The organism is Tsukamurella tyrosinosolvens (genome assembly GCF_900104775.1).
Taxonomy (GTDB): domain Bacteria; phylum Actinomycetota; class Actinomycetes; order Mycobacteriales; family Mycobacteriaceae; genus Tsukamurella; species Tsukamurella tyrosinosolvens.
Genome location: NZ_FNSA01000003.1, coordinates 1,493,442 through 1,516,938, shown reverse-complemented (window position 1 = coordinate 1,516,938; position 23,497 = coordinate 1,493,442). Strand labels below are relative to the sequence as shown.

General features: G+C 72.7%; 19 protein-coding genes. 12 read left to right on the top strand and 7 right to left on the bottom strand.

The features are described 5' to 3' along the window. Nucleotides 1–63: 63 nt before the first annotated feature. The 4 genes from nirB to BLW32_RS08860 are packed head-to-tail and all read left to right on the top strand — an operon-like array spanning nucleotide 64 to nucleotide 4,393. Entirely contained in the window at nucleotides 64–2,601 is a 2,538-nt protein-coding gene (gene nirB, locus BLW32_RS08875) for a nitrite reductase large subunit NirB (RefSeq protein WP_068526436.1), read from the top strand. Beyond that, a complete protein-coding gene (nirD, locus tag BLW32_RS08870) occupies nucleotides 2,598–3,005 on the top strand; it encodes a nitrite reductase small subunit NirD (protein ID WP_068526435.1) in 408 nt (135 codons plus the stop codon). The genes nirB and nirD overlap by 4 nt, the downstream gene beginning before the upstream one ends. Before the next feature lie 44 nt (nucleotides 3,006–3,049). Then, nucleotides 3,050–3,745: a serine/threonine-protein kinase gene (locus BLW32_RS08865; protein WP_139286112.1), complete on the top strand. Its 696-nt coding sequence runs from the start codon at nucleotides 3,050–3,052 to the stop codon at nucleotides 3,743–3,745. Between the two features lie 12 nt (nucleotides 3,746–3,757). Beyond that, complete coding sequence (locus BLW32_RS08860; RefSeq protein WP_068742595.1) at nucleotides 3,758–4,393, top strand: protein kinase family protein; 636 nt, start codon at nucleotides 3,758–3,760, stop codon at nucleotides 4,391–4,393. 22 nt (nucleotides 4,394–4,415) lie between these two features. Here the strand turns inward: BLW32_RS08860 and BLW32_RS08855 are convergent, their stop codons facing one another. Genes BLW32_RS08855 through BLW32_RS08845 form a run of 3 tightly spaced genes read right to left on the bottom strand, consistent with a single transcriptional unit; the run spans nucleotide 4,416 to nucleotide 7,706 of the window. After that, on the bottom strand, nucleotides 4,416–5,138 hold the full coding sequence (locus tag BLW32_RS08855) for a sirohydrochlorin chelatase (protein WP_068526432.1): 723 nt from the start codon (nucleotides 5,136–5,138) through the stop codon (nucleotides 4,416–4,418). A 1-nt stretch (nucleotide 5,139) separates the two neighbouring features. Next, nucleotides 5,140–6,267 carry a uroporphyrinogen-III synthase gene (locus BLW32_RS08850; RefSeq protein WP_068742689.1) on the bottom strand — a complete coding sequence of 376 codons (1,128 nt, stop codon included), beginning with the start codon at nucleotides 6,265–6,267 and terminating at the stop codon, nucleotides 5,140–5,142. 26 nt (nucleotides 6,268–6,293) lie between these two features. Further along, the gene (locus tag BLW32_RS08845; protein ID WP_068526431.1) at nucleotides 6,294–7,706 is read right to left on the bottom strand and encodes a nitrate/nitrite transporter; all 1,413 of its coding nucleotides are present in this window, start codon (nucleotides 7,704–7,706) and stop codon (nucleotides 6,294–6,296) included. Between the two features lie 151 nt (nucleotides 7,707–7,857). Between BLW32_RS08845 and BLW32_RS08840 the strand changes: the two genes are divergently transcribed. Next, nucleotides 7,858–9,063, top strand: coding sequence for a cation:proton antiporter domain-containing protein (locus tag BLW32_RS08840; protein ID WP_074850461.1), 1,206 nt, complete (start codon nucleotides 7,858–7,860; stop codon nucleotides 9,061–9,063). A gap of 48 nt (nucleotides 9,064–9,111) precedes the next feature. Here the strand turns inward: BLW32_RS08840 and BLW32_RS08835 are convergent, their stop codons facing one another. Together BLW32_RS08835 and car are read right to left on the bottom strand one after the other, a co-directional pair. Then, the gene (locus BLW32_RS08835; protein WP_068742596.1) at nucleotides 9,112–9,675 is read right to left on the bottom strand and encodes a single-stranded DNA-binding protein; all 564 of its coding nucleotides are present in this window, start codon (nucleotides 9,673–9,675) and stop codon (nucleotides 9,112–9,114) included. A 180-nt stretch (nucleotides 9,676–9,855) separates the two neighbouring features. After that, entirely contained in the window at nucleotides 9,856–13,161 is a 3,306-nt protein-coding gene (car, locus tag BLW32_RS08830) for a carboxylic acid reductase (protein ID WP_068742597.1), read from the bottom strand. 232 nt (nucleotides 13,162–13,393) lie between these two features. On the opposite strand from car, the gene BLW32_RS08825 reads away from it, so the two are divergent. Genes BLW32_RS08825 through BLW32_RS08810 form a run of 4 tightly spaced genes read left to right on the top strand, consistent with a single transcriptional unit; the run spans nucleotide 13,394 to nucleotide 17,909 of the window. Beyond that, a complete protein-coding gene (locus BLW32_RS08825) occupies nucleotides 13,394–14,512 on the top strand; it encodes an LLM class flavin-dependent oxidoreductase (protein ID WP_068526502.1) in 1,119 nt (372 codons plus the stop codon). Nucleotides 14,513–14,533: 21 nt separating this feature from the next. After that, the gene (gene sfnG, locus BLW32_RS08820; protein WP_068526428.1) at nucleotides 14,534–15,643 is read left to right on the top strand and encodes a dimethylsulfone monooxygenase SfnG; all 1,110 of its coding nucleotides are present in this window, start codon (nucleotides 14,534–14,536) and stop codon (nucleotides 15,641–15,643) included. Beyond that, the gene (locus tag BLW32_RS08815) at nucleotides 15,640–16,827 is read left to right on the top strand and encodes an SfnB family sulfur acquisition oxidoreductase (protein WP_068742598.1); all 1,188 of its coding nucleotides are present in this window, start codon (nucleotides 15,640–15,642) and stop codon (nucleotides 16,825–16,827) included. The genes sfnG and BLW32_RS08815 overlap by 4 nt, the downstream gene beginning before the upstream one ends. A 44-nt stretch (nucleotides 16,828–16,871) precedes the next feature. Continuing rightward, a complete protein-coding gene (locus BLW32_RS08810; protein WP_068742599.1) occupies nucleotides 16,872–17,909 on the top strand; it encodes an Atu2307/SP_0267 family LLM class monooxygenase in 1,038 nt (345 codons plus the stop codon). Nucleotides 17,910–17,918: 9 nt separating this feature from the next. Here BLW32_RS08810 and BLW32_RS08805 read toward each other — a convergent pair whose 3' ends face one another. Beyond that, nucleotides 17,919–18,575, bottom strand: coding sequence for a maleylpyruvate isomerase family mycothiol-dependent enzyme (locus BLW32_RS08805; protein ID WP_068742600.1), 657 nt, complete (start codon nucleotides 18,573–18,575; stop codon nucleotides 17,919–17,921). Nucleotides 18,576–18,646: 71 nt separating this feature from the next. Here BLW32_RS08805 and BLW32_RS08800 point away from each other — a divergent pair, with 71 nt between their 5' ends. Further along, nucleotides 18,647–19,054, top strand: coding sequence for a MarR family winged helix-turn-helix transcriptional regulator (locus tag BLW32_RS08800; RefSeq protein WP_068742691.1), 408 nt, complete (start codon nucleotides 18,647–18,649; stop codon nucleotides 19,052–19,054). On the opposite strand, the gene BLW32_RS08795 is transcribed toward BLW32_RS08800, so the two are convergent. After that, entirely contained in the window at nucleotides 19,035–19,700 is a 666-nt protein-coding gene (locus BLW32_RS08795; RefSeq protein WP_074850959.1) for an SPFH domain-containing protein, read from the bottom strand. The genes BLW32_RS08800 and BLW32_RS08795 overlap by 20 nt on opposite strands. A 370-nt stretch (nucleotides 19,701–20,070) precedes the next feature. Between BLW32_RS08795 and BLW32_RS08790 the strand changes: the two genes are divergently transcribed. Together BLW32_RS08790 and BLW32_RS08785 are read left to right on the top strand one after the other, a co-directional pair. Next, complete coding sequence (locus BLW32_RS08790) at nucleotides 20,071–22,521, top strand: alpha/beta fold hydrolase (RefSeq protein WP_231857430.1); 2,451 nt, start codon at nucleotides 20,071–20,073, stop codon at nucleotides 22,519–22,521. Next, on the top strand, nucleotides 22,518–23,405 hold the full coding sequence (locus BLW32_RS08785; RefSeq protein WP_068742601.1) for an ABC transporter permease: 888 nt from the start codon (nucleotides 22,518–22,520) through the stop codon (nucleotides 23,403–23,405). Before BLW32_RS08790 ends, BLW32_RS08785 begins: the two co-directional genes overlap by 4 nt. Nucleotides 23,406–23,497 lie beyond the last annotated feature (92 nt).

The following is a 23,497-nucleotide window of genomic DNA, read 5'->3' as shown; positions in this document are numbered from 1 at the left end:
ACAGCCCCGCAACACCGCCTCCTTAGATTCGGTGCCAACGGTTTCCGACGAGAGGAGAGGTCCATGGTCACCCAGCGCACCGTCGTCGTGGTGGGTCACGGCATGGTCGGGCACAGGTTCGTGGAGGCGCTGCGCGCCCGCGACGAGGCGGGGGCCTGGCGGATCGTCGTCCTGGGCGAGGAGGCCGACGGAGCCTACGACCGGGTGGGGCTCTCGTCCTACATCGGCGCGTGGGACCGCTCCGAGCTGGCGCTCGCCGGCAACGACTACGCGGGCGATCCGCTGGTGGAGCTGCGGCTCGGCGCGAAGGTGACCGGCATCGACCGGACCGCGCGGACGGTGACCACGGCCGACGGCGCCGTCGCCTACGACGCCCTCGTGCTCGCCACCGGCTCGTACGCCTTCGTTCCGCCCGTCCCGGGCCACGACCTGCCGGGATGTCACGTCTACCGCACCCTCGACGACCTGGACGCGCTCCGTGCCGACGCGGACGACGCGCTGGCCCGCTCGGCCGAGCCCGTCGGCATGGTGGTCGGCGGCGGCCTGCTCGGCCTGGAGGCTGCCAACGCGCTCCGCACGCTGGGCCTCCGGCCGCACGTCGTGGAGGTCAACCCGCGGCTGATGCCGCAGCAGGTCGACACCGGCGGCGGCGAACACCTGGCCCGCATGATCGGCGACCTCGGCATCGACATCACCCTCTCGTCCGGCACCGTCGACATCGCCCCCGGCGAACACGGGCTCGCTGTGACGCTCAAGGACGAGAGCGTCGTGGACGCGGCCGTCGTCGTCTTCGCCGCGGGTGTCCGACCGCGCGACGAGCTCGCCCGCGAGGCCGGGCTGACCGTCGGCGAGCGCGGCGGCGTCATCACCGACCTCTCCTGCGCCACCTCGGATCCCGCGGTCTACGCCATCGGCGAGGTCGCGGCGATCGAGGGCCGCTGCTACGGCCTCGTCGGCCCCGGCTACGCGACGGCCGAGGTGGTCGCGGACCGCCTGCTCGGCGGCGACGCGCTGTTCCCGGGCGCGGACCTGTCGACCAAGCTCAAGCTGCTCGGCGTGGACGTGGCCTCCTTCGGCGACGCCCTGGGCACCACGCCCGGCGCCCTCGACGTGGTGGTCAGCGACCCGATCGGCGGCACCTACGCCAAGCTGGTGCTCTCCGACGACGCCTCGACGCTGCTCGGCGGCGTGCTCGTGGGCGACGCCTCGCAGTACGGCGTGCTGCGCCCGCTCGTCGGGTCGTCGCTGCCGGGCGACCCGGTCTCGCTGATCGCCCCCGCGGGCGACGGCTCCCCCGGGATCGGCGTCGGGGCACTCCCCGACGCGGCGCAGGTCTGCTCGTGCAACGACGTCTCGAAGGGCACGCTGTGTGCGGCGATCGCCGACGGCGCGTGCACGGTCGCCGAGCTCAAGGGCTGCACCAACGCGGGCACGTCCTGCGGCTCCTGCGTGCCGCTGCTCTCGCAGCTGCTCGAGGCCGAGGGCGTCACCGTCTCGAAGTCGCTGTGCGAGCACTTCACCCAGTCCCGGGCCGAGCTCTTCGAGCTCGTCCAGGCGAGCGGTATCCGCACCTTCTCCGGCCTCATCGACCGCTTCGGCTCGGGCACGGGCTGCGACCTCTGCAAGCCGACCGTGGCGTCGATCCTCGCGTCCACCAGCTCGGACCACATCCTGTCCGGCGAGCAGGCGTCGCTGCAGGACAGCAACGACCACTTCCTCGCGAACATCCAGCGCAACGGCACCTACTCGGTGGTGCCGCGGATGCCGGGCGGCGACGTCACGGCGGAGCAGCTCATCGTGATCGGCGAGATCGCCCGCGATTTCGGGCTGTACACCAAGATCACGGGCGGCCAGCGCATCGACATGTTCGGCGCGACCGTCGACCAGCTGCCGCTGATCTGGCGGCGCCTGGTGGACGCCGGCATGGAATCCGGCCAGGCCTACGGCAAGTCGCTGCGCACCGTGAAGAGCTGCGTGGGCAGCGACTGGTGCCGCTACGGCCAGCAGGACTCGGTGCAGATGGCCATCGACCTCGAGCTCCGCTACCGCGGCCTGCGGTCGCCGCACAAGATCAAGATGGGCGTCTCCGGCTGCGCCCGCGAGTGTGCGGAGGCCCGAGGCAAGGACGTCGGGGTGATCGCCACGGAGTCCGGCTGGAACCTGTACGTGGGCGGCAACGGCGGGATGACGCCGAAACACGCGCAGCTCCTCGCGGGTGACCTCGACCGGGAGACGCTGATCAAGTACGTCGACCGATTCCTCATGTACTACATCCGCACGGCCGACCGGCTGCAGCGGACGGCGCCGTGGGTCGAGGCCCTGGACGGCGGCATCGACCGGCTGCGGGAGGTCGTCATCGACGACGCGCTCGGCCTCAACGCCGACTTCGAGGCCACCGTCGAGCGGCACGTCGACGGCTACGGCTGCGAATGGAAGGGCGTCCTCGACGACCCGGACAAGCTCGCCCGGTTCGTCTCCTTCGTCAACGCCCCCGGCGCCCCCGATCCGACCGTCGACTTCGGCGAGAAGAACGGCCGCAAGGTGCCCATCCTGCTGGGCACCCCGACCCCGTCCATGCCCCCGAGGGAGGACCGCGCATGACCACCGCACCCTTCGACCTGCACCGCTGGACCCGCGACTGGACCGCCGCCTGCCCGGCGACCCGCCTCGAACCGCTCCGGGGCGTCGCGGTCCTACTCCCCGACGGCGCCCAGGTGGCGCTGTTCCGCCTGGCCGACGACAGCATCCGGGCGATCGGCAACATCGACCCCATCGGCAGAGCCGCGGTGATGTCGCGCGGCATCGTCGGCGACCGGGGCGGCTTCCCGGTGGTGCAGTCGCCGCTGAAGAAGCAGGCGTTCAGCCTGCTCGACGGCCGCTGCCTCGACGCGCCGGGCGTTTCGATCCCGGTGTACGACACCCGGATCTCGCTCGACGGGACCGTCTTCGTCGCGAACTCCCCCGACGTGCGCTTCGGCTTCCGTCCCCGCCCGCGCACGGTGTGATCGCAGCACCGCTACTCTGCTCCTGACAGCTGAAGGAGTGGACGATGGCCGGTCAGGGCGATTCTTCCGTGGGGCTGCAGGATCGGGGGCCGCTCGCGGCGGCCGACGTGCGGTTCCTGATGGGCGCGATCGCGCCCGGCGTCGACGCCCGCGTCGACGCCGGGACCCCGCACGGGCGGATCAGTCCCGCGGTGCTGCAGGTGGAGGCCGGCGGCGCCCACCTCGCCGACCCGGCCCCGTCCGACGACGCGGACGACGGCGAGGCGGAGACCTACGCGGCGCCCGAGGTCCGCGCGCGTGCGGCCCCGACCGCCCGGTCCGAGGTCTTCTCCCTGGCCAGCACCACGTACACCCTGCTCACCGGGCACCCTCCGAACCCGTACGGTTTCGCGACGGTGCGCCGGGACCGGCCCGACCTCGGTCCCGAGGTCGACGGTGTCCTGCTCCAGGCGACGGCCCGGACGCCGGAGCTCCGGTTCGCGACCGCGGTGGATTTCGCGGCAGCGCTCGCCGAGGCGCTCGACCAGCCCGTCCCCCCGTCGTCGATCCCGGTCCGCGCCCCCGCGCCCGTGACGACGATGCAGCTCGCGACGCCGCCCGCGGCGACACCGCCGCCGGCCGGTGCGGAGGGCCGGGGTCCCCGGTTCGAGATCCCCGAGGCCGCGCTGCCGATCGTCTTCCTGCTGCTGGTCGTCCTCGCCGCGGCCGGCTTCATGGCGCTGTTCCTCAGCGGCTCCTGACCGGAGGATCCGATGACCGACGGCGACGATCTCGCGACCCGCGTCCGCACCAGCGGGCGGCTCCCCGCGGACGAGGTCGCGCACGTCGTCTCGGCAGCGGCCGACGAGGTCGACCAGCGCGTCGCCGATGGCCGCCCGCACGGCCGGCTCAGTCCCGCCGCGATCCTTCAACTGCCGGACGGCCGCATCGCCCTCGCCGATCCAGCCACGCTGAGCCACGTCCCGGACACGGGCGCGCACGCCGCCCCGGAGATCTTCGCCGGGGCTCCGCCCGACGCGCGTTCCGAGGTCTTCTCCCTGGCCAGCACCGCGTACACGCTCCTCACCGGGGAGGCGCCGAACTCCTTCGGGATCGCCAACGCCCGGCGGGCGCGGCCCGATCTCGGCCCGGGGCTCGAGGCAGCGCTCACACGGGCGACCTCGCGCGACCCCGCCTTCCGGTTCCAGTCCGCGGCCGGCTTCGCCGCTGCTCTCGCCGAGGCACTCGCCCCTACCCCGGAAGCTCCGGCGGCCGCGCCACAGTCGCTCCCCACCCGACCGCCGCGGAGGATCCCGGCGCTGGCGCTGCTCGCCCTGGTCGCGGGGGTACTGGCCGTGCTGAGGGTCCTGCTGTGGGGCGGAATCTTCCTCGTGCAGAACCTTTCCTGATCCCTGCGGGCCGCCCCGGGACTCAGTGTCCGGCGACCGCTTCGACGCCGGCCGGGGCGACGATCCCGGCGTGCCTGCGGCGCAGGCACGCGAGGCGCACCACGGACGGGTGCAGGCCCAGCGGTGCGGCGACCACGTCGGCGCCGGCGTCGCGCAGGCGCTGCTGGAACAGGCCCTCGGCCAGGAGGTAGGACGCGACCGCGACGGACTGCGCACCGTCGGACCGGACGCGGGCGACGACCTCCGGCACCGACGGGTAGCCCTCGCTCTGCTGGCTGGGCGCGGCGAAGGCGATGGACACCCGGCTGCCCACCAGGGCGGAGAGCGCCGCGGCGGTCCGCCGCAGTTCGCCCTGGGCGTGCACGTCGCGGGTTCCGGCAGCCGCCATGACCACGGCGTCGCCGCGCTGCCACCCCGATTCCTGCAGGCGCCCGAGCATGGCGCGGGCGAGCTCCGGCGACGGACCGAGCGCGGGCGTCACCGTGGCGGCGCGGTGACCGGATTCGGCGACCTCGCGAGGCAGGTCGTGGCGCACGTGGAAGCCGCTGGACAGGAACGCGGGCACGACCACCGTGGGCTCGTGATCGAGCTCGGCGAGGACCTCGGCCGGCGTCGGGCCGAGGACGTCCACGAAGGCCACGCGGACGGTCTCGGACAGGCGCGCGGACATCGCGGCGGCGAGGTCGCCGACCATCGCGACGCCGTGCTCGCTGCGGGTGCCGTGCGCCACCAGGAGGGTTCCCATATCAGTGCTCCTCATCGATCGCGAGGCGGTAGCCCCGCTTGACCACGGTGGCGACGATCTCCTTGTGCCCCAGGCCCGAGCGCAGCCGCGCGACGGCGGCCTCGACGGCGTGCGGGTCGTCGCCACCGAGCGCGGCGAGGAGGTCCTCGCGGGAAACCACCGCGCCCGGTTCGCGGGAGAGCAGGCGCAGCAGGACGATCGACGTGGGCGTGAGCTCGCGTTCCTCACCGTCGACGACCGCGCCCCGCGCGCGGAGGCCCAGCCGGTGGCCGGCGACCGGAAGGTCGGGACGGCGGTCGGGCAGGTCCTGTTCCACGAGCCGCGCCAGGGCACCGAGGCGCATGCGCTCAGGGGTGACGGAGGCGACGCCGAGCCGGTCGAGCGGGGTCGCGGTGACCGGACCCACGCAGTACGGCACGACGGGCCCGCCCAGGGCGCCGCGGACGGCACCGTCCAGCCCGAGCTCGGCGGCGCGCTCGAGGACCGAGGCGGCGGCGGGCGCGGAGGTGAAGGTGACGGCATCGACGGACGAGGTGGCGATGGCCTCGACGATCCGGTCGAGGCCGGTGAGGTCGGCCGGCCGCTCCCAGCGGTAGACGGGGACCTCCACGATCTCCGCGCCGAGCGCGCGCAGCCCGTCGAGGAGACCGGGGTTCGGGTCCCACTTGTCGGTTGCCCCGTGCAGTTGGACCGCGACGCGGAGCCCGGTGAGGTCGGTGCCCGAGAGGTGGCTGAGCACCTCGGCCGAGGACTCGGACTCCGGCGACCACTCCTCGCGCAGGCCCGCGGCGCGGAGGGCGCCCGTGGCCTTGGGCCCACGGGAGATGACGCGGCCGGCACCGAGCGCCGCGAGCAGCGGCTCGGCGAGCCCCCAGCCCTCGGCCGCCTCGAGCCAGCCGCGGAAGCCGATGCCGGTGGTCGCGACCAACAGGTCGGGCGGGGTGGCGAGGAGTTCCTCGGTCGCGGCACGCAGCCGCTCGTCGTCGGAGAGCGGGACCATTGCGATCGCGGGCGCCGCGAGCACGGCGGCGCCGCGCCGTTCGAGCAGGGTGGCCAGCTCGTCGGCGCGGCGCGCGGCCGTGATGGCCACGGTGAATCCGAGGAGGGGGCGGGCGGGCGCCTCGGTCATCGGATCGGGCTCCTTCGGTGGGGCGGTCATCGAGTGTCGGCGACGGTGAGCGCATCGTCGCGCGACGTGTGCTCCAGCGTCCCATGCCCGTGCGGCGCCGGCGTACGCACGTACACCTTCCAGGTGACGAAAGCAGCGAGGACGTAGAAGGCGCCGAACACCCAGAACGCGATCGTCGCGGTACCGGAGGACTGGTACGAGGCCCTCAGCACGAGGTTGATCCCGACGCCGCCCAGGCCGCCGATCGCACCCGCGATACCGATCACGGCGCCGGACATCGCGCGGGAGTAATGCGTGCGCGTGGCCTCGTCGGCGTCGAGCGAGCGCGCCTTGGCCTCGAAGATCGACGGGATCATCTTGTACACCGACCCGTTGCCCAGGCCGCTGAGCAGGAACAGGGCGATGAAGCCGAGGACGTAGGCGCCGAGCACCGCGCCGGACGGGGCCCCGGAGCCCGCGGTGGTGGCCGCCGCGATGAGGACGCCGCCGGCGGCGATCATCCCGGCGAAGACGTACAGGGTCACCCGGCCGCCGCCGAGCCGGTCGGCGAGCTTGCCGCCGTACACCCGCGAGATCGAGCCCAGCAGCGGGCCGAGGAAGGCGATCTGCGCGGCGTGCAGCGAGGCCTGCGCGGCCGTCTCGCCGCCGGCCCGGAACGTCGCCTGCAGGACCTGGCCGAAGGCGAAGGAGAAGCCGATGAAGGAGCCGAAGGTGCCGATGTAGAGCAGGGAGACGATCCAGGTGTCGCGGTCCTTGGTCGCGGCGCGCATCGCGGCGGTATCGACCGTGGGGACCTGCAGGTTGTCCATGAACAGCGCGGCACCGATTCCGGCCACGGCCAGCAGCACGAGGTAGACGGCGCACACCCAGTAGGGCTCGCGGTTGCCGAAGGTCGCGATGACGAGGAGGCCGACGAGCTGGACCGCGGGGACGCCGATGTTGCCGCCGCCCGCATTGAGCCCCAGGGCCCAGCCCTTGAGCCGCTGCGGGAAGAAGGCGTTGATGTTGGTCATCGACGAGGCGAAGTTGCCTCCACCGAAGCCGGTGAGCGCGGCACAGGCGAGGTAGATCCACAGCGGCTGCCCCGGATTGGCGAGGATCACCATCGTGGCGATCACCGGGACCGCGAGGACGAAGGCACTGAAGATCGTCCAGTTGCGTCCGCCGAAACGGGCCGTGGCCAGCGTGTACGGGATCCGCAGGCAGGAACCGACCAGGGTGGCGGTGGCACCGATGAGGAACTTGTCGGCCGTGCTCAGGCCGTAGACGTCCTGCGGCATGAACAGGACCATGACGGACCACAGGGACCAGACGGAGAAGCCCACGTGCTCGGCGACGACGGACCAGAGCAGGTTCCGCTTGGCGATCTTCTCCCCGCCCGATTCCCACTGCTGCCGGTTCTCCGGATCCCAGTCCGTGATCGTGTGTGATCGGCTCATGTCCAGACCTCCCGATGGTCGACGATCTCTTTCGCGTCGAAGGTAGGCAGCCGATGTTGCGCCGCCGGTTCCCGCGGTGTCCGCCCCGTGAACTCGAACTCACGCCACCGCACCACGCGGTGTGAGGAACCGCGTACGGAATAATCGCGACGTGATTCCGGCGACCCTCATCGCAGCGGCGACCTTCCTGACCTGGTGCCTGCTGTCGGGGCGGATGGACCGGTGGGGCGTGTCCGCGCCGCTGGTCATGGTCCTGGCCGGCGGTGCTGTGGGGGTCGGCGCGCACGGCGCGATCGCGGAGGCGCTGAACACCGGCGCGGCGCAGCGCGCCGCCGAGATCATCCTCGCGGTGCTGCTGTTCGTGGACGCCACGCACGTGCGCGGATCGCTCCTCGGCCGACACCCGCGGCTCGTGCTCCGGTCGCTGCTCATCGGCCTCCCGGTGAGCCTGGCCCTGTCGCTGGTCGTGGGTTGGCTCCTGCTCCCCCATCTGGGGTGGGCGGTACTGCTGCTGGTCGCGTGCGTGATCACCCCGATCGACTTCGCGTCGGCGCCCTCGCTCCTCCGCGATCGCCACGTGCCGGCGCGGGTCCGCGACGTGCTCACCGTCGAATCCGGGTACACCGACGGCCTCGTGACCCCGGTGTTCCTGTTCGCGCTGTACTGGGCCGGCCCGGGCCACGGCGACGACGATCCCGCGCCCGCGCTCCTCGCCGCCGCCCCGCAGGCCGCCATCGCGCTGGCGGTGGGCGCAACGTTGGGCGCCGCGATCGCGGGCGGCGTGCGGTACACCGCAACGGCGGGCCTCGCCTCGGAGAGCGGCCGCCGGCTGGCGATCGCCGCCACCCCGCTCCTGACGTACGCCGCGGCGGTGGGGCTCGGCGGCAACGGCTTCGTCGCCGCGTTCGTCTGCGGCATCGTCTACCGCCTGCGGCGGGGCACCGACACCTCCGACGACGTGGGCCTGACCGACGACCTGGGCTTCCTCCTCACCGCCGCCATGTGGTTCGTCTTCGGATCCGTCGCGGTGGTCGGTCTGTTCGACGGGGTCGACTGGCGCACCGTCGCGTTCGTCGCCGCCGCGCTGACCGTGATCCGTGTGCTCCCGATCGGCGTCGCGATGGCCGGGAGCGGCCTGCCGCGGCGGGAGGTGCTCCAACTGGGGTGGCTCCGCCCGCGCGGCACGTCCACGATCGTCTTCGCGCTGATCGCCTTCAACACGCTGCCCGACGGCCCGGTCGCCGACCTGACGCTCACCCTCGCCGTTCTCGTCGTCCTGGGCAGCGTCGTGCTGCACACGGTCGGCGTACCGGTGGCGATCGCCGGCCACGATCGTCGCGCCCGCAACCGGGCCTGACTGCAGCACCTCGCAACCAGGGCGGGACGCGCAGATCGCGCCGCCGGCCTAGTAGTCCGGCGCGCCGCCCACCGCTGCCGGCTCGCGGCCGGCAGCGTCGCCGCCCTCCGCGAAACCCTGGACGACGACCAGCCCGTCGCGCCCGGGTTCGCCCTCGCCGTGAACGCCGCCGTCCCCGGTGGCGGGGGCGGTGTCCGGCCCGGCCGAGACCGTCTCGAGCGGCGGCGGAGTGACCTCGCGGTACCGCTCCCCCGTGCCGACGTACTGGCTCGCGCACATCCGCAGGTTGAGGCCGATCGCGTCGGCCTTGAGGTCGAGCGAGCTGTGGCGCTGCCCGTCGGCACCGTCGAAGGTCTCGTGCTTGAGCTCGCCGTGCACGATGACCGGCCGCCCCTTGGCGATCACGGCGCGCGCGTTGCGGGCCAGCGCGCCGAAGGCCTTGACGTTGAGCCAGACCGTGCTGGTCTGCTTCCACTCGCCGTTGTCGTCCAGGTAGCCGTTGTTGGCCGCCATCGTGAAGCTCAGGAAGTCGTGCCGCTGATCGCGGGCCGACTCCCGGTAGGTCAGATCATTCGTGACGTTCCCCGCTGCGAAAACAAGCACCCCGGGCATGGTCGCCTCCTCGTCGATTCGCGACGGTCGGCGGTTCCCGGCCGTCGTCGCCGAGTCTCGCGTGCAGGGCCCGCCCGGAACGGCGTCCCGGGCGGGCCCTGTGGAGAAAAGAAGTTACATACGCTTAGTTGTGGATGACTGGCCGTTCCGCGGCGCGCGTGTCACACCGCGGACGGCGGATTACGCGAGCCACCCCGTCGCCGCGAATCCGTCGAGGTACCGCTCGATCAGCGCGCGATCGAGGTGCGGGACGTCCCCCGGGCCCACGTTCTCCTCGCGCACCGCCTCCCGGAACCGGTCGGCGGTGAGCGCCGCGCCCGCACCGGTCTCGGCGGGCCGGGCGAAGGAGTGCAGCAGCGGGAGCACGGAGCGGTGGCGGTCCTCCGCGGGCAGTGCCCGCAGCGCCGCCTCGAATCGCGCGAGCCATTCGGCGTAGTCCGCGATGCGCTCGATCGGGCGGTCCTCGGCGATCCAGTCGACGAAGTCGTCGAGCCCCGCGCCGCCCTCGGCGACGTTGAGCACGTGGAACGTGCGGAAGCCCACGCGGCCCGCGGCGCCGAGTCGGGTGATCGCCTCCGCGGAGAAGTCGACCGGTAGGCCGTCGTAGTGCGCACGCGGCCCGGTCGGGTCGGCGGAGAACGAGGCGGGCGCGAGGCCCGTCTCGGCGATGCTCAGGAGCAGCCGGGTGAACTGGTCCACCGGGTTGTACTGCCCACGGAATCGACTGTGGGCCAGGATCATGTTCGACCGGAAGACCCGCACCGGGAGGTCCGCGAGATCGGCCGCCTCGCGGAGCAGGACCTCGCCCGCCCATTTGCTCACGGCGTAACCGTTGGCGTAGGCGTCGGCACCGATCCGCCGCTCGGCACCCGCGACGCGGACGTCGTCGTCCTCCGCCAGCAGGCGGCCGTCGTCCTGCGGCACCACCGCCACCGTCGACACGTAGTCGATCGACTTCCGCCGGACGGTGAGTGCGAGCCGCGCGATCTCGGCGGTCCCGACGACGTTGGGGCCGAACAGCTGGTCGTAGGGCAGCACGTGGTTGACCATCGCGCCGCAGTGCACGACGTGGTCCACGCGCTCCGCGAGCGCCTCCCAGGTCGCGGTGTCGAGCCCCAGCGACGGTGCGCCGAAGTCGCCGACGACGACCTCGAGATGACGCTCGGCGAGGGCGGTGAACTCCTCCGTCAGCGCGGGATCGGCGGTACCGATCGCGGCGAACACGCGGCGGCGCGCGTCGTCGGCGTCGGCGCCACGCACCAGCGCGACGACGGTGCCGCCGTGTGCGGCGACGCGCCGCATCCACTCGAGCAGGAGGAACCGACCGAGGTAGCCGGTGCCGCCCGTGAGCAGGACCGTCGACGGCTCGCCGTGCGGGGCGGGGAGCGACGGTGCCGCCGCCAGCAGCGCCGGGGCGATGAAGCGGTCGAGCCGCAGGTCGGAGGCGCGGGCCACCTCGGCGTCGGGGCCGTGGATCGACGCCGCGGTGGGTGCCTGCACGCCGCCCGCCCGGGCCTCCTCGATGTGCGCGATCACGCCGCGCAGCGTCGCGGTGGGGCCGACGATCGCCTGCACCGGGACGGGCAGGTCGTAGATCCCTTCGAGCGTGGTCGCGAGCGACAGGGCGGACAGCGAGTCGCCGCCGAGGTCGAGGAACCGGGTGTCCTCGTCGAGCTCCTCGGGCAGCACGCCGAGGGTCAGGGCGGCGGCGCGCACGACGGTCTCCGTCACGGAACCGTCGGCATCGAGGGCGCGCAGGCCGTCGCGGCGGCGCTCCTCGGCGGCGACGTACAGCGCCTCCAGCTCGGCGCCGTACCGGGCGGTCAGCGCCGGCCGGACGAGCTTGCCGATGCCCGAGCGCAGGCCGTTCTCCTGGGAGAAGGGTTCGCGCTCGATGATCACGTCGCGCGGCACCTCGTAGGAGGCGAGGTCGTTCTCGCGGGCGATCGCCGAAAGGCCGTCGAGCACGCGGACGCGGGCGGCGGCGTCGCTCTCCCCGTCGGGGCCGGGCGCGGGCACCACGACGCCGAGCAGGTAGGAGCGCTCGCTCGTGCCGTAGAGGAAGATCTGATGCACGTCGGGCCCCGCGGCGTAGGTCGCCTCCAGTTGCGCGATCGGGACGAACTCGCCCTGTGCCAGCTTGATCACGTTGCTGCGGCGGTCGACGTACTCGAGGCGGTCGGGCGCGAGCTCGGCCATGACGTCGCCGGTGTGGTAGAAGCCCTCCTCGTCGCGAATCCGCTTGTCGGAGTTGTAGTACCCGGGGATCAGCTGGGTCGACTTCACCAGGAGCTCGCCGCGCGGGTGCGGTGAGTCGGTCACGAAGTAGCCCAGTTCGGGGACGTCGACGAGCTTGTACTCGGTCACCGGCGGGCGGACGATCGCGCCGTCGCGGAGGACGCCGCCGGCCTCGGTCGAGCCGTAGCCGATCTGGATCTCGACGCCCAGCAGCCATTCCATGAAGGTCTGCAGCTCGGCGGACAGGGCGGCGCTGCCGCACATCGCGGCCTGGAGGCGGCCGCCGAGGACCCGGTCGCGCAGCTCGGCGCGCGCGGTCTCCGTGTCGGTCTCGGCCTCGGCGGCGAGGAACCGCTGGTGGATCAGCTCGCACACGCGGGGCACCAGCCCGAGCGCGGTGGGGCGCGCGGCGGCGAGATCGTCGAACAGCGTCGACATGTCGGACGCACCGGCGAAGTAGCCGGTGCCGCCCGAGGCGAGGCCGGCGATGAGCCAGTTCCGGCCGTACATGTGGCTCATGGGCAGGAAGTGCAGGAGCGACTCGGACGGCAGGTCGATGTCGACGATGCTGTCCACCTTGAGCCAGGCGTCGGAGACCAGCTGTTCGGTGTACATCGCGCCCTTCGGGGTGCCCGTGCTGCCCGAGGTGTAGATGAGCGTCACGAGCGGATCGTTCCCCGGCTCGGGTGCGTAGAACTCCGGCGCGGGCAGGACCCCGCCCGCGAGGACGTCGGCCTCGATGCCCTCGTAGCCCGCGTGTTCACCGTCGAAGACGACGACGCGGGGCGTCGCGGCGGATTCTGCGAGTGCCTGCTCGGCGAGTCCGACCTGGTCGGCGCTGACGGCGAAGACCTTGGGCCGGGTCTCATCGAGGATCGCGGCGATCCGCGCCGCGGGGGCTCCCGCCTGGAGCGGCACGTTCGGCGCGCCGAGCAGCGTGGTCGCGAGGTCGACGGTGACGAAGTCGGCGCTGGTGAATCCCAGGATCGCGACGAAGTCGCCCGGCTCGAGTTCGCTGCGCCACGCGGCCACCAGTGCGGTGACCCGGCGCCAGACCTCGCCGTAGGTCACGGTGGCGTACGGCGCGCGGGGTCCGCCGTCGCGGGTCGCGAAGGCCGGGCGGTCCGCGTAGCGGGCGAAGATCCGGGCGATCACCTGGGGAAGCCGCTCGGCCCGTCCATCGGCCGTACCGGCCGCGGCAGCGCCGGTGATCGCGGGGTCGTCGCCCCACACCGTTTCGATCGACATCTGACACCTCATTTCACTACGGAACTCTAACTAACTCTTTCTCTAGCTTAGCTACTGACCGGTAGGTCCGCACGTTCGACGCAGCGCGAGTCGAAACCTGGCCTCCGGGACCGCGCGGTGGTGAACTGGCGCTTCGTATCCACCGCTCCCCCAACGGAAGGCCGACGTGAGCTCGCGCACACCTCTCCACCTGCACTGGTTCCTGCCCACGTACGGCGATTCGCGGAACCTCATGGCGGGCGGGCACGGCAGTTCGATGAGCGGTGATCGCCCCGCGAACCTGCACTACCTCAAGCAGCTGGCCCTGGCCGCCGAGGCGAACGAGTTCGAGGCCGTCCTCATCCCGACCGGGCTGTGGTGCGAGGACGCCTGGCTCACCGCCGCACTGCTCACGGAGGCCACCGAGAAGCTGAAGTTCCTGGTCGCGCTGCGCCCGGGGCTGGTCAGCCCGCTGCTCTCGGCCCAGATGGCGAGCACGCTGCAGTGGCAGTCCGGCGGGCGCGTCCTGCTCAACGTGGTGACCGGCGGCGAGTCCTCCGAGCAGCGCGCCTTCGGCGACACCCTGACCAAGGACGAGCGGTACGCGCGTTGCGGCGAGTTCCTCGACATCACACGGCAGCTGTTCACCTCGACCCAGCCGGTGAACGTCACGGGCGAGTACGTCTCCGCCGAGAACGCCCTGCTCGCCCGTCGCCCCGACCCCGCGCCCCCGATCTTCTTCGGCGGCAGCTCCCCCGCCGCGGGCGACGTCGCCGCGAAGCACGCCGACACCTACCTCACCTGGGGCGAGCCGCCCGCGCAGGTGAAGAAGAAGCTGGACTGGATCCGGGGGCTGGCCGCGGCGCAGGGCCGCGAGCTCACCTACGGCATCCGACTGCACGTGATCTCCCGCGACACCAGCGAGGAGGCCTGGGCCGAGGCGAACCGACTGCTGGGCAACCTGGATCCCGCGGCGGTGCGCGCGGCGCAGGCCAACCTGGCCCGGAGCGAGTCCGAGGGGCAGCGACTCATGCGCGAACTGCACGGCGGCGGCGCCGCGTTCGACGAGGCGGCGGATGCCCGCTCGCTCCAGGTGTACCCGGGACTGTGGACCGGCGTCGGCCTCGTCCGGGGCGGCGCGGGCACGGCGCTCGTCGGCTCGCACGACGAGGTCGCCGACCTCATCGCCGAGTACGCCGAGCTGGGACTCGACCACTTCATCCTCTCGGGCTACCCGCACCTGGAGGAGGCCTACCACTTCGGCGAGGGCGTCCGCCCCCGCCTCGCGGCCCGCGGCCTCCTCAACGCGGCAGGCGCATCGTCGGAGCCCGTCCGCGGTGCCTTCCTGCCCGACCTCTCCCCCACCTCCTAGCCGCACAGAAGGACTGCACGGATGACGACCGAGAAGATCGCCGACCAGATCACGTTCGCCTACTGGGTGCCCAACGTCTCGGGCGGCCTGGTGACCAGCGACATCGAGCAGCGCACCAGCTGGGACTTCGAGTACAACAAGAAGCTGGCGCAGACGGCCGAGCGCGTGGGCTTCGAGTACGCGCTCTCGCAGGTGCGGTACATGGCCAGCTACGGTGCCGAGTACCAGCACGAGTCCACCTCGTTCAGCCTCGCGCTGCTCGGCGCGACGGAGAAGCTGAAGGTGATCGCGGCCGTGCACCCCGGCCTGTGGCACCCGGCGGTGCTCGCGAAGTTCGGCGCCACCGCCGACCACCTCTCGAACGGCCGGTTCGCGATCAACGTGGTCTCCGGCTGGTTCGCCGGCGAGTTCAAGGCGCTCGGCGAGCCGTGGCTCGAGCACGACGAGCGCTACCGCCGCAGCGCCGAGTTCCTCGAGGTGATCCGCAAGATCTGGACCGAGGACAACGTCGACTTCGGCGGGGACTTCTACCGCATCCGCGACTTCACGCTCAAGCCGAAGCCCCTCAACACCCCCGAGCGCCCCAACCCCGAGCTGTTCCAGGGCGGCAATTCCTCCGCCGCGCGCGTCAACGGCGGCAAGTACGCCGACTGGTACTTCTCCAACGGCAAGGATTTCGACGGCGTCACCGACCAGCTGGACGACCTGCGCCGAGTGGCCCGGGAGGCGCAGCGCGAGGTCAAGTTCGGCCTCAACGGCTTCATCATCGCCCGCGACACCGAGAAGGAGGCGCGCGACACCCTCCGCGAGATCGTCGAGAAGGCGAACAAGCCCGCGGTCGAGGGCTTCCGGGACGCGGTCCAGCAGGCCGGCAAGTCCACCTCGGACGGCCGCGGCATGTGGGCGGACTCGTCGTTCGAGGACCTCGTTCAGTACAACGACGGCTTCCGCACGCAGCTGATCGGCACGCCGGAACAGGTGGCCGAGCGGATCGTCGCGTACAAGGAGCTCGGCGTCGACCTGATCCTGGGCGGCTTCCTGCACTTCCAGGAGGAGATCGAGTACTTCGGCGAGAAGGTGCTGCCGTTGGTCCGCGAGATCGAGGCGAGCCGCTCCGGGGCACTGGTGTGACCCTCGCGTCCGCGATCGACTCCGCCGAGGCCGCCGTCGACGCGGCGCGGGAACTCGCGGCGCGGTTCGCCGACGGTGCCGCGGAGCGGGACCGGGAGCGGCGACTGCCGCACGCCGAGGTCGAATACCTCTCCGACGCCGGGCTGTTCGCGCTGACGGTGCCTGCCCGCTTCGGCGGGCCGGACCTGCCGCCGTCCGTCGTCGCCGAGGTCTTCCGCACCCTCGCGACCGCCGACGGCTCGCTCGCGCAGATCCCGCACAGCCACTACGTGTACCTCACCGCCCTGCGCCTGGCTGGGCCGGAAGGGCTGCAGCGCAGGGTCTTCGAGCAGGTTCTCGACGGGGCGCGGATCGCGAACGCGCAGTCCGAGAAGGGCGGCAGGACGGTCGCCGATGTGGCGACCACGCTGACGCGCACCCCCGAAGGCGCGCGCCTCGACGGCGAGAAGTTCTACTGCACGGGTTCGCCCTACGCACACCTCCTCGCCGTGCTCGCCCGCGACGCGGACTCCGACGAGCAGGTCGTCGCCTTCGTCCCCGCGGACACCCCCGGCATCGCCATCGCCGACGATTGGAACGGCCTGGGCCAACGCACGACCGGCAGCGGCACCGTCCGCTTCGACGACGTCGCAGTCCCGCGCGACGCGATCCTGCCCCGCACCCCCGCGGTCTCCGAGCCCACCGGTTACGGAGCCTTCGCGCAGCTGCTGCACGTCGCCATCGACGCCGGCGTGGCCCGCGGCGCGCTCGAGGCCGCGGCCGACTTCGTCCGCACCAGGTCCCGGCCCTGGTTCGAGGCCGGCGTCGACCGCGCGCAGGACGATCCGCTCGTGATCCAGCGCTTCGGCGAGCTGACGGTGACGGTGCGGGCCGCGGAGGCGGCACTGACCGTCGCGGCGCGAGCGGTGGACGCCGTGTTCGCGACGCCGGGACCGGACGCCGCGGCGGAGGCCTCCCTCGCCGTCGCCACCGCGAAAGTGCTCGCGGACCGCGCCGCCGTCGAGGTGCCGTCGGCGCTGTTCGAGGTGAGTGGCACGCGGAGCGCCGCGGGCGATGCGGGCCTGGATCGGTACTGGCGCGATGCGCGCACTCACACGCTGCACGATCCGGTGCGATACAAGCTCCACCACCTGGGCCGATTCACGCTCAACGAGGAGCGGCCGCCGCTGCACGGCGTCGTCTGAGCCACCGGAATAGATTCGGACCCTAGTCCGTTTATACCGGTACTATGACTGACATGAAGCTTCCCGAGTTCGGCGTGGACACGTTCGGCGGCGTCACCAAGGACGCACAGGGCGAGCCGCTGCCGCATCCCCAGGTGATCCGCGACCTCGTCGAGGAGGCCGTCGTGGCCGACCGCGCGGGCCTCGACTTCTTCGGTGTCGGCGAGCATCATCGCGCCGACTTCGCCGTATCGAGTCCGGAAATGGTGCTCGCCGCGATCGCGGCGCGCACCGACACCATCCGGCTCGGCTCGACCGTGACCGTGCTGAGTTCCGACGATCCCGTGCGCGTGTACGAGCGGTTCGCGACACTCGATGCCGTGTCGAACGGTCGCGCCGAGATCGTTGCGGGGCGTGGCTCGTTCACCGAGTCCTTCCCCCTGTTCGGCTACGACCTGCAGGACTACGAGGTGCTGTTCGAGGAGAAGCTCGAGCTGCTCGCCGCGCTGCTCACCGAGCAGCCGGTCACCTGGTCGGGGACCACCCGCGCGCCGCTGACCGACCAGCGGGTGTACCCGACCACGGCCGACGGCATTCGCGCGTGGGTGGGCGTGGGCGGCAGCCCCGAATCGGTCGTCCGCACCGCCCGGTACGGTTTCGGCCTCTTCCTCGCGATCATCGGCGGCCCGGCGGACCGGTTCGCGGCCTACACGGACTTGTTCGCCCGCGCGCTCGACGAGTTCGGACTGCCCCGCAAACCGATCGCGGTGCACTCCCCCGGGCTCGTCGCGGAGACCGACGAGCGGGCCCGCGAACTGGTCCACAACGGCTGGCTGCGGATGCGCCGCCGTATGGGGGCCGAGCGGGGCTGGCCGCCTCCCGCTCCGGGCGACTTCGAGCGTGAGGTCGAGACCGGTTCGCTCTACCTGGGCTCACCGGAGACGGTCGCGCGCCGGATCGCGGCGACGGTCCGCACGCTCGGCGTCGACCGGTTCGACCTCAAGTACGACCAGCCGGTGACCCACGCCGACCTGATGGAGTCGATCACCCTCTACGGCGAGAAGGTCGTCCCGATGGTCAAGGACATGCTCAGCGACGACTGACGCCGCGGGTCACCCGGTGACGCCGAGCCGCGCCACGGCCAGGGGCACGCCGGCACCGTCGAGCCCGGACAGACCGGCGGGCCTGCCGGACAGCACCAGCAGCAGGTCGGCGATCGGACCGCGCACGACGGGCCCGTCACCGGCGGACCAGTCGACGTCGGTGGCGGCGAACCGCATTCCCGCGAACCTCTTCCGCGCGCCGAACAGGTGGCCGACCCGCCAGATCCGCTCGGCGCCCTGCGCCGCAGCTGCGGTGTCCATCGGCAGCTCCAGCCGGAGCGGGCGGGCGATGTCTTGGGCGTGGATCTGCGTGTCGAACAGGATGTTCCGCCAGTTCGTCAGCCGTGGCAGCGCGGTGTTACCGGCTTCGTCGCGCAGCATCGCGGCGGACCGCGTGCCGTACTCGGCCGCGGCCTCGCGGGAGAGCAGGTCGATCATGCCGTGCAGCCGGCCGCGGGCTCGGAGGGCCGCCGAGACCATCGCCCCCGCGGGCGCCGGGCGGAGCACCGCCGCGAGATGGCCGGCGACGTCGGTCACCGTCCAGCCCGCGCACAGCGATGGCGCGGCCCACTGCTCCGCGGTCAGCCCGTCGAGGAGGTCCGCGATGGCGACCCGCTGCGCCGCGATCACCCGCCAGGCCTGCTGCTCGTCCATGACGACCTCCATCGGTCAGATTCTCTGACCAATATTAGTCAGCCTCTTGTACCATTGCAAGGGTGGAGATCGGAACCGGAGTGATGTTGTTCGTCGCGTACCGGGCCATGGAGACGCGCGCCATGACCGCGGCCAAAGACGCGGGCTACACGGACATCACGCTCGCGCAGGCGCGCATCGGGCAACGCATCGGACCCGCGGGCACCCGCCTCACCGACCTCGCCGAACAGGCGCAGGTCACCAAGCAGACCGCGGGCTTCCTGGTCGATCAGCTCGAGCGCGCGGGATACGTGGAGCGCGTCCCCGATCCCGCCGACGGCCGCGCCCGGCTCATCCGCCTGTCCGCTCGTGGCGCCGGGGTCGCCGCCGTCGCGAACGCCGAGGTGGCCCTCGTGGAGCGGGAATGGGAGGACCACCTCGGCGCCGCCGCCTATCGGGACCTGCGCACCGCGCTGCTGAAGCTGCGCGAGGTCACCGACCCGTATCGCTGAGGACGATCGTCGCGCCGGGCGGCGCCGCCTCGATCATCCGGATCCGGGCCAGCGCCGGCGAGCCGTCGAGCATGCGGCCGGCGTTGGCGAGGGCCCGCAGCGCCGCCGTCTCGGCGCGCGCCTCCTCCAGCCGGGCGGCGCCCCGCGCCTTGGCGGTGAGCAGGCCCACTGCGGCGCTCCGGATCTCGGCCGGCAGCACCACGTCCTTGACCACGACGGTGAGCACCTCGACGCCCACGGCCTCGGCGGTCGGGTCGACGCGCGAACGGATCGACTCTGCGTCGACGGCCGCCGTGCGGCGCGCCAGGTCATCGATGCCGATGCCGCCCAACGCCTCCCGCAGCGCGACCTGCGCGGCCAGGTAGACCACGGCGTCCGGATCTGCGGCGCGCTCGAGGTACGCGACCGGGTCGGTGACACGGACCCGCAGCGCCATCGACACCCGGACCGGGACGGACTCCGCGGTGACGACCTCCTGCGGCGCGACGGCGAGCAGCCGTTCGGCGACGACGACCGGGACGACGGTGTGCGCCCGGCGGACCCGATGAGGGCCGGGCCCGAGGACGCGGGCGACGGCGCCGTCCCGGTACTCGACGGCGCGGCGGCCCACCGGCACGACGATGCGTCGGCCGCGGACTGCGGTCATGATCGACACGGTGGATCTCCTCTCGTGGCGGCCCGGAGGCCTCGGTGGCGGCGGCACCGCCCCGCCGGGCGGGCAGCGACGGCGGGATGTCCCGGGTAATGGCCGGGGCATCGCAGGGCCGCCGCCGCCCGCGCTTCCGGCGGAACGGCGTTCAAGGGACTCGAACCCTCTGGGCCCCGTGGGGCCGTGCCACTGGTCGGTTCTGCCGGTTCGAACCCGCGGAACCGGTCGCGGTACCCCGCTCCGGCCGCTCCCCGTGCAGTGCCGGATCCCACTCTGACAGCCGCCGATGACCTATCGCAAAGCCTTTTTCGCCGTGAGCGGAATCCAGGCAGCGGCGAGCACCGACGAGCGCACATATCCTGGTCGAGTGCCCCCACCTCGCGCTCTGCGCGGCGCCGCAGCGCGCCCGCTCGTCACCGGTGCCGCGCTGGTCGCCGTCGCGATCCTCCTCGCCGCGTTCGCGGCCTGCGGCCTGGGCGGGAGGAGCGCCCCGTCGTTCCAGCGCACAGACCAGACGATCGGCGGGGCCGGGGTCGAACTGGACACCTCCTTCTTCCGGCCCGACGGTGCCGGCCCCGCCCCCGCGGTGCTCCTCGCGCACGGCTTCGGCGGCTCCAAGGAGGACGTGCGCGACGAAGCCGAACAGTTGGCCGGGCGGGGCTACGCGGTGCTCACGTACACGGCCCGCGGCTTCGGGAAGTCGACGGGCCTCGTCGGCCTCGATTCCCCCGACGCCGAGGTCGCGGACGCACGCAAGCTCCTCGACTGGCTCGCCGCGCGCCCCGACGTGCAGCAGGACCGGCCCGGCGATCCGCGCGTCGGTGTCGCCGGCGGCAGCTACGGCGGCGCGCTCGCTCTCCTCCTGGCGGGGCACGACAAGCGCGTCGACGCGATCGCCCCGCGGATCACCTACTGGGACCTCGAGCAGGCGCTCTTCCCCGGCGGCGTCTACAAGAAGCAGTGGGCGGGCATCCTGTTCACGATGGGCGGCGGCTGCGCGAGGTTCGAACCCGCCGTCTGCGAGATGTACACGCGGATCGCGCAGGGCGGCGCCCTCACCGACGCGGACCGCGCACTCCTGGCCGCCCGTAGCCCGGCGACGGTGGGCGCGGACATCCGCGTCCCCACCTACCTCGCGCAGGGCGAGCTCGACTCGCTGTTCCCGCTGGAGCACGCCGATGCGGCGGCACGGCGCATCGCCGCGAACGGCGCGCCCGTCGCGGTGGACTGGATCGCCGGCGGCCACGACGCCGGCAGCGCCGAGGACGCCCGCGTGAACGCCCGCACGGCGGAGTGGTTCGACCGTTACCTCAAGGGCGGCGATGCCCCCGCAGTGCCCGCGTTCCAGGTCTCCCGGTCCGGTGGTGTCGATCGCGAGACCGGCGAGCGCACCATCCGTGCGTCGAGCACCGACGCCTACCCCGGCCTCGCCGGGACCATCACGCGGACCGTCGACCTGCCGCGCACCCCGCAGCGGGCGGAGAACCCGGCGGGCGGTGCGCCACCGTCGATCTCGGGCGTCCCCGGCCTCGGCGGCCTGGCCTCCTCCGCAGCCGCCCTCGGTTCCTTCGGGCTCTCGCGCGACCTCCCGGCACAGGCCGCGGTGGTCGACTCCGAGCCGCTGAGCGAGCCCGTCACCGTCACCGGTGCCCCGACGGTGACGATCAGGCTCGACTCCGCCGCACCCGAGGCGGTGCTGTTCGCCAAGCTCTACGACGTTGGCCCCGAGGGCAGCCAGATCCTGCCGCAGCAGCTCGCCGCGCCGATCCGCATACCCGTGACGGGCGGTTCGGCGACCGCGACGATCCGGCTGCCCGTCATCGACCACGAGTTCGCGGCCGGGCACCGGATGCGGCTGGCGCTCGCGACCACCGACCTCGCCTACCTCTCGCCGAGCGCGCCTGCGACGCACACGGTCACGGTGACGAGCCCACTGACGGTTCCCGAGGTTCCGGCGTTGAAGACCGCCCCGGCGCCCCTGCCGACCTGGGTGTGGGTGCTGCCGCTCGTCGCCCTGGCCATCGCCGCGGCACTGCTGCTGGTGCGCCGACCACGGTCCGCCGAACCCGCCGACCCGGCACTCGCCGACGTCGCGCTGCAGGTGACCGGGCTGTCCAAGAAATACGCGGGCGGCGACGGATACAGCGTGCGCGACGTGACCTTCCGGGTGGACCGGGGCCAGGTCCTGGGCCTCCTGGGGCCCAACGGCGCCGGCAAGACGACGACGCTACGCATGCTGATGGGCCTCATCACGCCCGACGAGGGCGGGATCCGGGTCTTCGGGCACGCGATCCGTCCCGGCGCCCCGGTGCTCTCGCGCGTCGGCGCGTTCGTCGAGGGCGCGGGCTTCCTGCCGCACCTGTCGGGACGCGCGAACCTGGACCTGTACTGGCGCGCGACCGGCCGCCCCGCGGAGGACGCGTATCTGGAGGCGGCACTCGAGATCGCCGACCTCGGCTCCGCCCTGGAGCGCCCCGTGCGCACGTACTCGCAGGGCATGCGGCAGCGCCTCGCGATCGCGCAGGCCATGCTCGGCCTGCCCGACGTGCTGGTCCTCGACGAGCCGACGAACGGCCTCGATCCGTCGCAGATCCGCGAGATGCGGGACGCGATCGTGCGCTACGGGGCCACCGGCCGCACCGTGATCGTCTCCAGCCACCTGTTGGCCGAGGTCGAGCAGACCTGCACGCACGTCGTGGTGCTGCGCCGCGGCGAGCTGATCGCCGCCGGCACCGTCGACGAGATCGTGCAGGCGGGCGAGGGCGGCTCCCGCACCCTCGAAGACGCGTTCCTCCAGCTGACGGGAGACGGGGCATGACCACCACGAAGGACTCCGCGGCCGCGCGCGACGCGACGCACGGCGCGGCCCCGGGCTACGCGCCAGGGCACACGCTGACGGTGCGCGTGGAACTCGCCCGCCAACTGAAGCGCCGCCGCACCCTGGTGATGGCGGCCCTGCTCGCGGCGCTGCCGATCGTGCTCATCATCGCGCTCGCCGTGGGCACCGACGACGGGAGCGGCGGCAACGGACGGCCGTCGATGTTCGACGTCGCGACCGCGTCCGGGCTCAATCTGACCGCCACCGTGCTCATCGCGGGAACCGGCTTCCTGCTGGTGATCCCGGTGGCCCTGTACTTCGGCGACGCGGTGGCCTCGGAAGCCGACTGGTCGTCGCTGCGGTACCTGCTGGCCGCGCCCGTCCCGCGGACGCGGCTGCTGGTGACGAAGGCCATCGTCGCGCTGATCCTGTCGGTCGCCTCGGTGGCCCTGCTCACGGCGGTCGCGCTGATCGCGGGCACCCTCGCCTACGGCTGGGGGCCGCTGCAGACGCCCGCGAACACCGCGATTCCGGCGGCCGACGGCCTGTGGCGGCTGCTGCTCGCGGCGGGCTTCATCATCGTCTCCGAGCTGGCCACCGCCGGGCTCGCCCTGTGGCTCTCCACCCGCACCGACGCGCCGCTCGCGGCGGTCGGCGGGGCTGTGGGCCTCACGGTGATCGGCAGCGTCCTCGACCAGGTCACCGCGCTCGGGGGCCTGCGCGCAGCGCTACCCGCGCACTGGCAGTACGCCTGGACCGACCTGCTGCAGCCGAGCATCGAGTGGGCGGCGATGGCTCAGGGGGCGTCGCTGTCGGTGAGCATCGCCATCGTCCTCTTCGCCCTCGCCGTGCGCGGCTTCCGGACGAAGGACGTCGTCAGCTGACACCGGGACGGCACCGCATCATCCTTATTGTCAAAACCAGGGGAAAATTCCATTTAAGTAACAGCCACTCCGTGGCATACTCGACAAACAGT